The sequence below is a fragment of the Streptomyces sp. NBC_00569 genome, assembly GCF_036345255.1.
Taxonomy (GTDB): Bacteria; Actinomycetota; Actinomycetes; order Streptomycetales; family Streptomycetaceae; genus Streptomyces.
In genome coordinates, this window is sequence record NZ_CP107783.1 from 6,432,443 (window position 1) to 6,444,795 (window position 12,353).

Here is a 12,353-nt window from a genome sequence, read left to right on the forward strand (position 1 = left end):
TCACACCCACGTCCGTGGACGGTAACGGTTCGCCCGCTCCACCAGTTCGATCCTCTCCTCGCCAACCTGAGCGAGCCTGGCCAGTGTCCGGTACGAGCGCTCGAGGCCGAGTCGCAGCCCCCGCTCGTCCAGGTCGTTCCCCAGCACCAGGGTCCTCACGGGTCCCTGGTGTGGAGCGGAACCTTGACTACCGGAGAGTACCCAGTCGAGCGCGGTGCCAAGGACCTCGGTCGACAACTGCTCCCGGCGCACCGCGTCAAGGCCGAACCCGTCCAGCGCCTCGACCTGGCCCGCCGCGGCCGTCAGGTCGTCGAGCAGGGGCCCGTGCGCGACGACCGCTTCGGCCATCCGCTGCCGCAGTCTTGACCGCACCGCGGCGACCCGGGCCGCCGTGTAGTGGATCGACGACTCCGGTACGGACTCCAGGGTGTGCACGGCACCGTGCCGGTCGGCCGCGGCGAGCTGCACCCGGGCCAGGCCGAACGCGGCGCTCACATAACTGGGGTCGGTGGCCCAGACGAGGCGGTAGTACTCCGCCGCGTTGTCCAGCTGGCCGAGCACCTCCGCGCACACACCGAGCGCGAGCTTCGGGGCGGGCTCGCCCGGGAACGCGTCGTAGACCGCGTCGAACGACAGGGCCGCGTTCGTGTGGTCGCCGGTCGCGAGCGCCGCGACCCCGCGGTACCAGACGACCCGCCAGTCGTCCGGGTGCTGTGCCTCCAGCTCCGTCAACGCATGGGCCGCGGAAACCAGTTCGCCCATTTCGAGGCGGGCCCGCAGCTCGCGCAGGCGCAGCTCCAGGGAGGTGGCGGGCGCGGCGCGCAGGGCGGTGATGAGCTCGCCCGGCGCGGACGCCATGAGTCCCGCGAGGAACCCGGCGTTCGGGTCGCCCGGGTCGACTCTCGGCACGGGGAGCGCGAGCGCGGTGGCGGCGGCGTTGAGAGGCTTCACCAGCGAGGCGGGGGAGGCGGGAGTGCCCGGGGCGCCCGGGAGCGCGGTGGGCGGCACGCCGGCCGACGGGAGCGCGGGTGCGGCCTGTTGCGCGCCCCGCCCCTTCCGGCGCACCGGCTCCGCCCGGACCCCGAGCCGCGACACCTCGCCCGTCAGCTGCGCGAACAACTCCGTGTCCGTGACCTTGACCTCGGGCCCGAACAGCGTCGACAGGGCCGGGCGAGGACGGCCCGTCTGGAGGGCCACGACCTCGCGCAGGACGCCGGTCAGCTGCTCCGCCATCTCCTGCGCGGACGCGAACCGGCGGGCCGGGTCGGGGTCGGTGGCGCGTACGAGGAGCCGGTAGAACGACTCGTACGTGCGGAAGACCTCGATGCTGTCGGGGTCGGGCAGCGAGTCCGCGAAGACGTTCGTGTAGCCCTGGAAGTCGAAGGTCAGGACGGCCAGCGTGCGCGCCACCGTGTACAGGTCGGAGGCGACGGAGGGTCCGACGTCCGCGACCTCTGGCGCCTGGTAGCCCACGGTCCCGTAGATCGCCGACTCGTCGTCGTCCATCCTGCGGACCGCGCCCATGTCGATGAGCTTGAGCTGGTCCTCCGTCTGGATCGCGTTGTCGACCTTGAAGTCGCAGTACAGGAGGTTGCGGCTGTGCAGGTGCCCGAGCGCCTCCAGCGCCTCGATCCCGTACGCGCAGGCCTGCTCGACCGGCAGCGGGTCGCGCTTGCCGGCCGGCGTGCGGCGTCCGTTGGCGATCTCCTTCAGGGACTTGCCGCCGACGTACTCCATGACGATGTAGCCGTCCAGGGAGCCGGTGCGCTGGTCGAGGTGCTCGACGAAGTTGTAGATGCGGACGATGTTCGCGTGCTCGATCTCGGCGAGGAAGCGCCGCTCCGAGATCGCCGCCGCCATAGCGTCCTGGTCACCCGTGTCGAGGAGACCCTTGAGGACGACCCAGCGGTCGGAGACCGCGCGGTCCACGGCGAGATAGACCCAGCCGAGCCCGCCGTGCGCGAGACAGCCCACCACCTCGTACTGGCCGTGCACGATGTCGCCCGTGCGCAGCTTCGGCACGAACGAGTACGGGTGGCCGCACTTCGTGCAGAACCCCTCCGTGCGGCCCGGGCGTTCACCGCGCGCCCGGCCCACCGGCGCCCCGCAGTCCGAGCGCGAGCAGAATCGCTTCCGCTCGGGGACCTCGGGGTTCTCCTGGACCATCGCCCGCGGGTCGGGCCGCGGTACGTCCGGCACCTGGACCAGGCCGACGCCGAGGCGCCCGCGCCCCGACGACGCGGCCGAGGCACCCGAACTGCGCACCGACACCGACCGTGACGTCGACTGCCCCGACAGGGAGCGCGACAGACGGCCCGAGACCGACCGGCGCGACTGCGAGGACCGCGACGAGGAGCGCGAACTGGCCCGCGACGAGCGCGAACTGCTGCGCCCACTGGCGCTGTTGGAGCCACGGCCCCCCACCGTGATGCCCGTGGGCGGCGACGCCACCATGCCCGTCGGCGAGACCACCGGGGCCAGACCGCAGGTGTCGCAGTACAGCTCCCCGCCGCCCACGTCCTCGTACGACCCCGCGCACCCGGGACGCTGGCACTGCCGCTGCTCGCTCATGATTCCCCCCTCCGGTCGGCGGGACCGCCCTGATCGGGCACCCGCGGGACCAATACGTCGGCGGCCGCCCGCTGGTACCGCAGGACCGCGTCCTCGGCCGCCCGCAGGTCGCAGGGCGCGCTCCACAGCATCCGCCGGGCCGCGTCGTAACGCTCCACGAGCAGCGGGTCCTCGGCGAACCCGAGCCGCGCCACCTTCGCCTTGTACGCGTCCAGGCGGCCGCGCAGCTCGGCGCGGACCGCCAAGGGCTGTGTGACCGCCGTCAGCGACTCACGGGCCCGCAGGAGTTCGTCCTCGGCCCGCGTCTCCAGCGTCTCGAGAAGCGGTGAGAGCCGGTGCCACTGGGCGGACCAACGGTACTCGGCCGCCGTCGCCAACTGTTCCTGGAGCGCGGTCGGCGGGCCGCTGACCGCGGGCACCTCGAACGCGGCGATCTTGGCGAGGACCTCGCCGCGCGCGGACCGCGCCTCGGCGAGGGTGCGGTCGGCGCGCGAGAGGACGTCCCGCAGCCTGCCGAGCCGGACCTCCGCGTCCTGCCGCACGGTCAGCACCGCGTCGATCTCCCGGCGCACCTCCTCCAGGGCCTGCGCCTCACGGTCGTACGCCGTCGTGTCGGGCCGGCCACCACCGGGCGCCGAACTGCCGCTCCCGGAGCGCCAGTACGCCAGCGGATCGGACACGACGTCCTCCCGCAGCCGCGTCAGCGCGTGCGTGATCCGCTCCAGGTCGTCGCCCGAGGGGTGCTCACCCGGGCGTACGCCGACGGAGTGCGCGAGCTGACGCGTGCGGCCCAGCTCGGCGGCGAGGAGGTCTATGCGGGCGGGCAGCGCCGACCAGACGGCGTCGGCGGCGACCACCATGTCCAGTGAGCTCGCGTACAGGTCGTTCATCCGCTCGACCAGGTCGGCGAGCGAGAACCGGTCGCTGAGCCGGGCGGGGCCGGTGATCGACGCGGGCGTGGAGGGGCCGCTTCCGGCGACGGTCACGCTCTCGCCGCGCAGCAGCTCGGTCAGCTCGACGAGGTCCTCACGGCTCGACCAGCGCCGCCGCGCCCGTATCTCACGGGCGGAGCGCAGCGCGGCCGTGTACGCGTCGAAGTACGTCCACAGCAGTGTGATCGCCTGGTCCGCGGCCGCCCAGCGCTCCTGAGTGGTGCCGGTCAGCCGCGCGCCTTCGAGGAGTCTGCGGCCCGCGTGGTCCTGGAGGGCGAACAGCGACGTCTCGATCGCCTCGTGCTCCGCGCCGAGCCGCGCCAGCGCACGGTCCACCTCGTCCCGGTCCATCACCGGACCGGGGGGTCCCGTGACGCCCATCGATCACCTCTCCGTTCACGTCGCTGCCGCCGGCTGCCGCCGGCTGCCGCTGTGCAGTTGCCGCAAGTAGCGCCCGGCCGGGGCTACTTGTACTTCGGTGCGGGCGGCCCGGAGGCCGCGCCGAGACCGTCCTTGAGCCACGTGTCGTACGAGTCCTGCCAGCCGCCGTCCTTGCGGAAGTCCTCCAGGACCTGGTTGACCCGGCGTACCAGGTCGTCCGTACCGCGCTTCATCGCCACGCCGTAGAACTCCTTGGTGAACGGCGTGCCCTTGAGCTCGACCGTCGGGTCCTGCGCGGCCTGGCCCGCGGCGAGCGCGCTGTCCGTCACCACGGCGTCCACCTCGCCGAGCTGCAGCCTGACGAGGCAGTCCAGCTGGTTCGGCACCGTCGTGGAGATGTCGGCGCCGGCGGCCAGCGTGCCCGCCTTCCGGTCCGCGTCGAGACGGTCGAACGCGGTCGAGCCGGCCGCCGTGCAGATCCGCTTGCCCGCGAGCGACTTGTCGTACCCGGTGATCGAGGAGGTCTTGGGTGCCAGCACCTGCTGCCCGGTCTGGAAGTACGCCGTCGAGAAGGCGACGTCCTTGAGCCGCTCGCAGCTGATCGTCATCGTGCGGACGACCATGTCGACGTTCCCGTGCTGGATCGCCGGGATGCGCTGGTTGGTCGGGATCGCGCGGAACCGGATCAGGTCGCGGTCGCCGAGGATCTTCTGGGCGATCTCGTGCGCCAGGTCGATGTCGAAGCCCTCGAGCTCGCTGGACTTCTTGTTCGGGTCGCGGTAGCCCCAGTGGTAGCTGTTCTGGTCGACGCCGACGATGAGGTAGCCGCGCTTCTTGATGGCCTTGACCGCCGCACCCGACTCGTCGCCGGACGGCTTCAGGCTGCGCTCCGGATCGGTGCAGTTGTCGGCCCTGGCCTGCACACCCGTGGCCAGACCGGGGCCGCCGACTCCCGTGCTTCCGTCGCCGCCGGCGCCCCGGGTCAGGGGGAGCAGCAGCGCGAGGACCGCGGTCAGGGCACAGGCGACCGCCATGGCCGCCACACCGCCCCAGCCGCGCAGGCTGATCCGCGTACGTCGTGCGCTCATGGCTGTCCCGCCCCCTCTCACCGGTACTCCGAAAGCCGGCGCCCGATGCCGAGCACGGCGCCCGCAGCGCCCAGCACGGCGAGTACGGCGGCGCCCACCGGGAGCCCCGTCATCGCGCCGCGCCCGTCGGTGGCCGCCTGCTTGAACTCCGCCTGCTCGTGCGTCAGGGCGGACTGCAGTTCCTTGTCGACGTTGTCGAAGCACTCGCGGGTCGGCTTGTCCTGCGCGGAGCCGATCACCTTGTCGAGCGCCCCCTGGTAGTTGCCCGCGTCGTCCTGCTCACGGGCGTCCATGTGGCGGTCCTGCCACACCCGCATGTTGTCACCCGCGGCCTGCACGGGCCGCTTGCCCGTGCTGTCGTCGGCGAGCCTCGTCGCGTCCCCGAGCTTCGTGGCGAGCGTCTTCATCTGGTTCTGGTAGTCCACGTCGAAGGCGTCCTTGGTCACGCCCTTCACCTCGACGGTCTCGGCGCCGCGGCTGACCAGCGTCAGATTCTCGTTGCCCCGGGCCTTGAGGGAGGCGATGCGCGCGTCGTGCAGCACGTTCAGCGAGCGGACCCCGTGGTCGTACGACTCGTCGAGACCCGCGCGGGCGACGGTGTGTCCGACGACGAGCCAGAGGAGGACGACCGTGGACGCGGCCGTCGCGGCGACCAGGCCGTGGTTGAGCACACGGTTCGTCCGGCGGTAGTTGCGCCGCTGGGCCCAGGCGAGCGCGCCGAGCGCGACGACGCCGAGGCCGATCGCGGCCCAGGGGTAGGGCGTGGCGCTGTCGTAGTCCGAGCGGAGCCGCTCGTTCTCCTTCTTGTACAGGTCCTCGGCCGCGGGGAGCATCTGCTCCTGCATCGTCTCGTTCGCGTACCGCAGGTAGGCGCCGCCCAGGGGGAAGCCCTGCCGGTTGTTCGCCCGGGCGCGCTCGATGAGGCCCTTGTACTGCGGCAGCAGCTTGTTGAGCTTCGAAATGGCCGCGGTGGAGGGGGAGTCGGGGTCCGAGTTCGCCGCCGCCGTCACCAGCTTGGCCGCGGCCGTCCTGATGTCCTTCTCGTACCGGTCCCGCGTCTCGGCCGGCTCCTGGCCGCCCGCCAGGAAGCCGCTGGACGCCGCCGTGTTGGCGTCGGCGAGCGAGCGGTAGATGTCCGCCGCGTCGGCGCTCAGGGGCTGGCTGCTGTGCAGGACGTCGTCCGCGGCGGCCGAGCGGTCGGTCATCTGCCAGGCCGTGACCGCGCCGAACGCGACGACGAGCAGCGCGAGCACCGCGCCGATGATGCGCAGGCGCCCCGGCTCCGTCGTCGCCGCTGCGCGCACCCGGTCGACGCCCTCCGCCCACGCGGTGCTGCGCGCGGGTGCGGCGGGCTCCGGGACCTGCGCGTGCGGCGGCCGCACCTGCGGCGGCACGGACGGCATCGTGGGCGCGCCGACCGTCCCCGGCGGCGCCGCGCTGCCGTTCGGCGGGTTGTTCACTCGACCTCCCCCATGGTCATCGGTCCGTCACTTCCGCCCGGCGTGCGGGGACCGCCGGCGAAGGTGCACGGCCGCAAGTATTGCCGCAGGGACTGACATCCGCACAGCCATTGACTGGATCTTGTTCGTATTGCCGTGCGAACACCGCACTTCGAGCGCCCCCGCGCACGCCGTCGTGCGGCCCCTGCCCCTGAACACGTGAGGCGAATCCGAACGGTTCCCTCCACACGCCCCGTCACAGCAGGACGGTCAGCCGCTTCAGACTACGGCGGCCCTCACGGCGCACGCCCAGTGGCACCAGCGCGGCCCGCCCCGGCACCCGCACCCCGCCGGTGAACGCGACGCGGGTCCCGTCCCCCTCGGGTACCGCCGCGACACCGAGCAGCAGGAACCGGCTCTGGAGCCAGCACCAGCCCGGCCGGTGAACCCCGCGCAGGCGGGCCCGCATCCCGTACTTGCTGACGGCCAGCGCCTCCACGCGCTCCCCGTCCCGGCGCAGCACGCGCAGCCCCCGCATATCGGGCGTGATCCGCCCGAACTCGCCCTCCAGATCGCCCAGAAGGGCGCACACGCGAGCGTACGGGGCGTCGACGTATCCCTCGGTGACGTGGGCGCCGCTGATGCCGGACGCGAGCGCGCGCAGCCTGCGTACGGGGTCGAGCTCCGCCCGGGGCCACTGCGGCAGCTGAGGGGAGTGTGGCGGCTGAGGGGGCTGTGTCATGAGGTCCACGCCTTCCGGAAGGTGTCACGGGCCCGGGACAGCCGGGACTTGACGGTGCCCACGCGCACGCCGAGGAGCTCGGCGGCGGCGCGCTCGTCGAGACCCTCCACATCGCGCAGGACGAGCACCGCGCGGTGCTCGGGGGAGAGCCGGTCCAGTACGTCCCTGATGTCGGAGGCGAGTTGGGGGTCACCGCGCGCGGGCAGGGTGCTCAGGTCGGCGGGCACGGCCCGCGCCGAGCGGCGCGCGAGGCGCACGGCCTCGCGCACGGCGATGGCGCGGACCCAGCCGCGCACGGCGGCCGGGTCCTTGAGCGAGCGCAGCGAGCGGAACACGGCGACCAGCGCCTCCTGGGCCGCGTCCGCCCCCTGGTCGAGTGCGATGGGACCGCAGATGCGCCCTACGTAGGGGGCGAGTTCGTCGAGGAGCCGCGCCATGGCGAGGGTGTCGCCGCGCTGGGCGGCCCGCACGAGACGCACGGTCCCGGCCCTGTCGTCGTCATCGGACACGTACGGCATCTTCCCTGCGCGCCACGGGCTCCGGCCGGGCGGCCCTGACGGCGGCCAGCGCGAGCCCCGCGCACAGCGGCGTGTAGGCGCCCAGGTTGAGCCAGTAGAACGCCGTGCCGGGGTCCTTGGTGAAGAGCCAGTAGACCCCCGCGAGACCGCGCAGCGAAAGCCCGGCGGCGACGGCCCAGGTGCCGAGGCGCAGCAGGGCGTGCGGGCGGTCGAGGCGCGCGCGGGCCACGACGACGCCGCTCGCCGTGAACAGGGCGGTGGCGAGCGGCAGCAGGACGGGCGGGGTGAAGGGCACATCCGCGCCCAGGACGGCGTACGACAGGCTTCGCACGTCGCGCGCGGGCCAGGTCGACCCGGTGGACCAGCAGAGGTGCAGCACGGCGTCGCAGCTCAGTACGGAGGCGATGAGCGTGGCGGCGCGGCGGGCGGTGCGGTCGGTGGGCATGGGGGCGTCCTCCGGAGGGTGCGATGAGTGACCGACACCCTCCAGAGGACGGGTCCCGGCGAAACGTTCCCCGCGACTTTTCCGGCAGCCGGGGCCGTGGGCCGGGGCCCTTCAGCCCCCGAAGTGCGCCCGCACGCGCGCGTGCACGTCCTCGTCCGCCCCCACGGCGTCGAGGCCGAGCAGCGCCGCGCCGAGGACGGGCCGGGCGGTGACCACGCGCGGTACCGCCTTCGGGGCGCGCACGGCGAGCATCTCCCGTATCCGGTCGTCGAGTTGGGGATGGCGCGCGGCGAGCACCGAGCCGCCCAGGAGCACGGGGGTCTCCTCTTCGAGCAGGCCCAGCCGGTCCAGGGCCACCACGGACATGGCCACGACCTCGTCGCCCATGCGGTCGATCAGGGCGCGGGCCACCGGGTCGCCGTCCGCTGCCGTCGCGAAGAGCACCGGCGTCAGCTCGTGCCGTCGCTCCATCGGGATGCGGCCCAGGTGCAGCGCCTCGATCAGCGCGTACATGGAGGGGAGCCCGAAGTGCGCCGGCAGGGCGCGCATCAGGGCGGTCGTCTCGCCACGGCCGTCCTCGGCGCGCGCCGCGTACCAGAGGGCCTCCTCGGCCAGGCCGCCGCCACCGCCCCAGTCGCCGGAGATCTTGCCGATCGCGGGGAAGCGGGCGGTGCGCCCGTCGGGAAGCATCCCGGCGCAGTTGATGCCGGCGCCGCACACGACGGCGACGCCGCGCGGCTCGGAGTCCTTGAGGAGCCCGGCACGCAGGACGGCGAAGGTGTCGTTGCGTACGTCGACGGAGGCGGCCCAGCCGCGCGTGCGCAACTCCGCGGCCAACTCCCTTTCCTCGACGGGGAGATCCGCGTTGGCGAGACACGCCGAGACGTGTCCCACCGTGGTCGTGCCCGCCTCGGCGAGCGCACGGTCGACGGCCTCGGCGAGCACGTCGACGGCGGCCTCGATGCCCACCTTGGGCGGCTGGAACCCGCCGCCGCGGGCCGCGCCGACGATGGTGCCGTCGGCCGCGACCACCGCGACGTCGGTCTTGCTGTTGCCGGCGTCGATGGCCAGCACCCAGCCGTTGTGAGAAGAGCTCAGGCCCACGCGAGGTGCTCCCGGTTGTGGGCGATCAGCTGGTCCGTGAGCTGCTCGGCGTAGTCGATCTGGCCCACCAGGGGGTGCGCGAGCAGCGCCTTGAAGACACGGTCGCGGCCGCCGCGCAGGGCGGCTTCGAGCGCCAGGTCCTCATAAGCGGTGACGTTCGCGATGAGGCCCGCGTACAGCGGGTCGAGCGCGGGCACGGCCAGCGGCCTCGCGCCCTTGCCGTCGACCGCCGCCTGTACCTCGATCACGGCGTCGTCGGGCAGGAACGGCAGCGTGCCGTTGTTGTACGTGTTGACGACCTGGTACGGGGAGCCGCCGCCCCCGAGGAGGGACGCCGCCAGGTCCACAGCCGCCTCGCTGTAGAAGGCGCCGCCCCGCCTGGCGAGCAGCTCCGGCTTCTCGTCGAGCGTCGGGTCGCCGTACATCTCCAGCAACTCCTTCTCCATCGCGGCCACTTGGGAGGCGCGTGACGGCTTCGTGCGCATCTCCCGCACGGCCGCGTCGTGCTGGTAGTAGTAGCGCAGGTAGTAGGAGGGCACGACCCCGAGGCGGTCCACGATCGCGCGGGGCATGTGCAGGTCCTCGGCGATGGCGTCGCCGTGCTCGCCGATCAGGCGCGGCAGCACGTTCTCGCCGTCCGGGCCGCCGAGGCGCACACCCAGTTCCCATGTGAGGTGGTTGAGGCCGACGTGGTCGAGGTGGACCTGCGACGGCGTCACGTCGAGCAGCCGCGCGAACTTCCGCTGGAAGCCGATCGCGACGTTGCACAGACCGACGGCCTTGTGCCCGGCCTGGAGCAGCGCGCGGGTCACGATGCCGACCGGGTTGGTGAAGTCGATGATCCAGGCGTTCGGGTTGGCGCGGCGCACCCGCTCGGCGATGTCGAGGACCACCGGCACCGTGCGGAGCGCTTTCGCGAGGCCGCCCGCGCCGGTCGTCTCCTGGCCGATGCAGCCGCACTCCAGCGGCCAGGTCTCGTCCTGGTTGCGGGCGGCCTGACCGCCGACGCGCAGCTGGAGCAGGACCGCGTCGGCGTCGGCGACACCGGCGTCCACGTCGCTCGTCGTGCGGATGACGCCGGGGTGGCCCTGCTTGGCGAAGATGCGCCGCGCGAGGCCGCCGACCAGTTCCAGGCGGTCGGCCGCCGGGTCGACGAGCACGAGCTCCTCGATCGGCAGGGTGTCCCTCAGCCGTGCGAATCCGTCGATGAGTTCGGGTGTGTAGGTCGAGCCTCCGCCGACCACAGCGAGCTTCATATCGGTTCTCAGCCCTTTACTCCGGTGAGGGTGACGCCTTCGACGAAGGCCTTCTGTGCGAAGAAGAAGACGATGCAGACCGGCGCCATCACGAGAAGGGTCGCGGCCATCGTCAGGTTCCAGTTGACGCTGTGTGCGGACTTGAAGGACTCGAGGCCGTACGACAGCGTCCAGGACGCCGGGTTCTGGGCCGCGTAGATCTGCGGCCCGAAGTAGTCGTTCCAGCAGTAGAAGAACTGGAACAGCGCGATCGCGGCGATGCCCGGCTTGGCCATCGGCACGATGATCTTGAGCAGGGTCCGCAGCTCACCGCAGCCGTCGACCTTCGCCGACTCGATGTACTCCTTCGGGATCGTCAGGAGGAACTGACGGAGCAGGAAGATCGAGTACGCGTCGCCGAACGCCATCGGGATGATCAGTGGCCACAGCGTGCCCGACAGATGGAACTGCTGGGCCCACACCAGGTACATCGGGATCACGATGACCTGCGGCGGCAGCATCATCGTCGAGATGACGAGGATCATCGCCGTCCTGCGGCCGCGGAAGCGGAACTTGGCGAGCGCGTACGCGACGGGGATCGCCGAGCACACGGTGAACACGGTCCCGAGGCCCGCGTAGAGCAGGGAGTTCTTCCACCAGTCGAGGAAGCCGTCGGTCTCGAAGACGGCCTTGTAGTTCTCCCAGTGCCAGGAGTCGGGCCACAGGTCGCCGCTCATCGCCTGACTGTCGCTCATCACCGACGTCAGGAAGACGAACACGAACGGCAGGATGAACAGCAGCGCGACGGCGATCGCGACGCAGTGCACGGCGATCCAGTGCAGCACGCGCTTGCGGCGGGCGCGAGCGGCGGCGGGTCCGCGCTGACGCGAGGCGCCGGCGGGAGCAGCGGTCGGGGTGGGGGCTGGGCTGAGTGTCGTAGACGTCATCTTGATCAGTCCTCCGCCGCGAGCAGACCCGAGCGCTTGCGCATGAGCAGCATGGTCACGGCCATGGCGATGGCGAAGAGCACGAGCGAGAGGACGCACGCCGCGCCGGTGTTGAAGTTCTGGAAGCCCATCGAGTAGACGAGCTGCGGGACGGTGAGCGTCGAGTGGTCCGGGTAGCCGGGCTGGATGACGCTGCCGGGGCCGATGGAGACGCCGGAGGCGATCTTTCCGGCGACCAGGGCCTGCGTGTAGTACTGCATCGTCTGTACGACGCCGGTGACGACGGCGAACATGACGATCGGAGTGATCGACGGCCAGGTCACGTACCGGAACTTGGACCAGGCACCCGCGCCGTCCAGCTCCGCGGCCTCGTACTGCTCCCTGGGCACGTCGAGCAGCGCGGCCATGAAGATCACCATGAGGTCGCCGATGCCCCACAGCGAGAGCATCACCAGGGACGGCTTGGCCCAGGCGGCGTCGTTGAACCAGTTCGGTCCGGTGATGCCGAGGTGCGCGAGGACCTCGTTGACCGGCCCCGTCGACGGGTTGAGCAGGAAGACGAAGGCGACGGTCGCCGCCACCGGTGGGGCCAGGTACGGCAGGTAGAAGGCCGTACGGAAGAAGCCGGCGCCGGTCTTGATCTTCGTGATGAGCAGTCCGAGCGAGAGCCCGAAGATCACCCGCAGGGCCACCATCACGACGACCAGCCACAGCGTGTTCCACAGGGCGGGACCGAACAGCGGCATCTGCTCGAAGACGTACCTCCAGTTCCGCAGCCCCACGAAGTCGGGCTTCTGGATCTGGTTGTAGTGCATGAACGAGAAGTAGACGGTGGCGATCAGCGGGTACGCGAAGAAGACGCTGAAGCCGATCAGCCAGGGGGAGAGGAACCCGAGCGTACGCAGTCTGCGCCGCGCGGGATTGGACAGTGTCAAGGCCATGATGGGGCTC

General features: G+C 71.9%; 11 protein-coding genes. All 11 read right to left on the reverse strand.

All coding sequences use genetic code 11. The annotated features are described in order from the left end of the window. The 11 genes from OHO83_RS28965 to OHO83_RS29015 all read right to left on the reverse strand — a co-directional run bounded on the left by OHO83_RS28965 (window position 1) and on the right by OHO83_RS29015 (window position 12,343). The gene (locus tag OHO83_RS28965; protein ID WP_266670622.1) at window positions 1–2,571 is read right to left on the reverse strand and encodes a serine/threonine-protein kinase; all 2,571 of its coding nucleotides are present in this window, start codon (window positions 2,569–2,571) and stop codon (window positions 1–3) included. Continuing rightward, window positions 2,568–3,884, reverse strand: a complete 1,317-nt coding sequence (locus tag OHO83_RS28970; protein ID WP_330279939.1) for a hypothetical protein — start codon at window positions 3,882–3,884, stop codon at window positions 2,568–2,570. The genes OHO83_RS28965 and OHO83_RS28970 overlap by 4 nt, the downstream gene beginning before the upstream one ends. Window positions 3,885–3,967: 83 nt before the next feature. Next, complete coding sequence (locus OHO83_RS28975; protein WP_266670618.1) at window positions 3,968–4,972, reverse strand: glutamate ABC transporter substrate-binding protein; 1,005 nt, start codon at window positions 4,970–4,972, stop codon at window positions 3,968–3,970. 17 nt (window positions 4,973–4,989) lie between these two features. Next, complete coding sequence (locus tag OHO83_RS28980; protein WP_330280806.1) at window positions 4,990–6,375, reverse strand: hypothetical protein; 1,386 nt, start codon at window positions 6,373–6,375, stop codon at window positions 4,990–4,992. Window positions 6,376–6,667: 292 nt separating this feature from the next. Beyond that, window positions 6,668–7,153 (reverse strand): hypothetical protein, encoded by a 486-nt coding sequence (locus OHO83_RS28985; RefSeq protein WP_330279940.1) that lies wholly within the window; start codon window positions 7,151–7,153, stop codon window positions 6,668–6,670. Next, window positions 7,150–7,662 carry an RNA polymerase sigma factor gene (locus OHO83_RS28990; RefSeq protein WP_266670614.1) on the reverse strand — a complete coding sequence of 171 codons (513 nt, stop codon included), beginning with the start codon at window positions 7,660–7,662 and terminating at the stop codon, window positions 7,150–7,152. The genes OHO83_RS28985 and OHO83_RS28990 overlap by 4 nt, the downstream gene beginning before the upstream one ends. Continuing rightward, complete coding sequence (locus OHO83_RS28995) at window positions 7,652–8,116, reverse strand: DUF3995 domain-containing protein (RefSeq protein ID WP_266670612.1); 465 nt, start codon at window positions 8,114–8,116, stop codon at window positions 7,652–7,654. The genes OHO83_RS28990 and OHO83_RS28995 overlap by 11 nt, the downstream gene beginning before the upstream one ends. 111 nt (window positions 8,117–8,227) lie before the next feature. Next, window positions 8,228–9,220 (reverse strand): N-acetylglucosamine kinase, encoded by a 993-nt coding sequence (locus OHO83_RS29000; protein ID WP_330279941.1) that lies wholly within the window; start codon window positions 9,218–9,220, stop codon window positions 8,228–8,230. Beyond that, the gene (locus tag OHO83_RS29005) at window positions 9,211–10,476 is read right to left on the reverse strand and encodes a 6-phospho-beta-glucosidase (protein ID WP_330279942.1); all 1,266 of its coding nucleotides are present in this window, start codon (window positions 10,474–10,476) and stop codon (window positions 9,211–9,213) included. Before OHO83_RS29005 ends, OHO83_RS29000 begins: the two co-directional genes overlap by 10 nt. Window positions 10,477–10,484: 8 nt before the next feature. After that, window positions 10,485–11,402 carry a carbohydrate ABC transporter permease gene (locus tag OHO83_RS29010; protein WP_330279943.1) on the reverse strand — a complete coding sequence of 306 codons (918 nt, stop codon included), beginning with the start codon at window positions 11,400–11,402 and terminating at the stop codon, window positions 10,485–10,487. A 5-nt stretch (window positions 11,403–11,407) separates the two neighbouring features. Continuing rightward, on the reverse strand, window positions 11,408–12,343 hold the full coding sequence (locus OHO83_RS29015; RefSeq protein ID WP_329435198.1) for a carbohydrate ABC transporter permease: 936 nt from the start codon (window positions 12,341–12,343) through the stop codon (window positions 11,408–11,410). Between the last annotated feature and the right edge of the window lie 10 nt (window positions 12,344–12,353).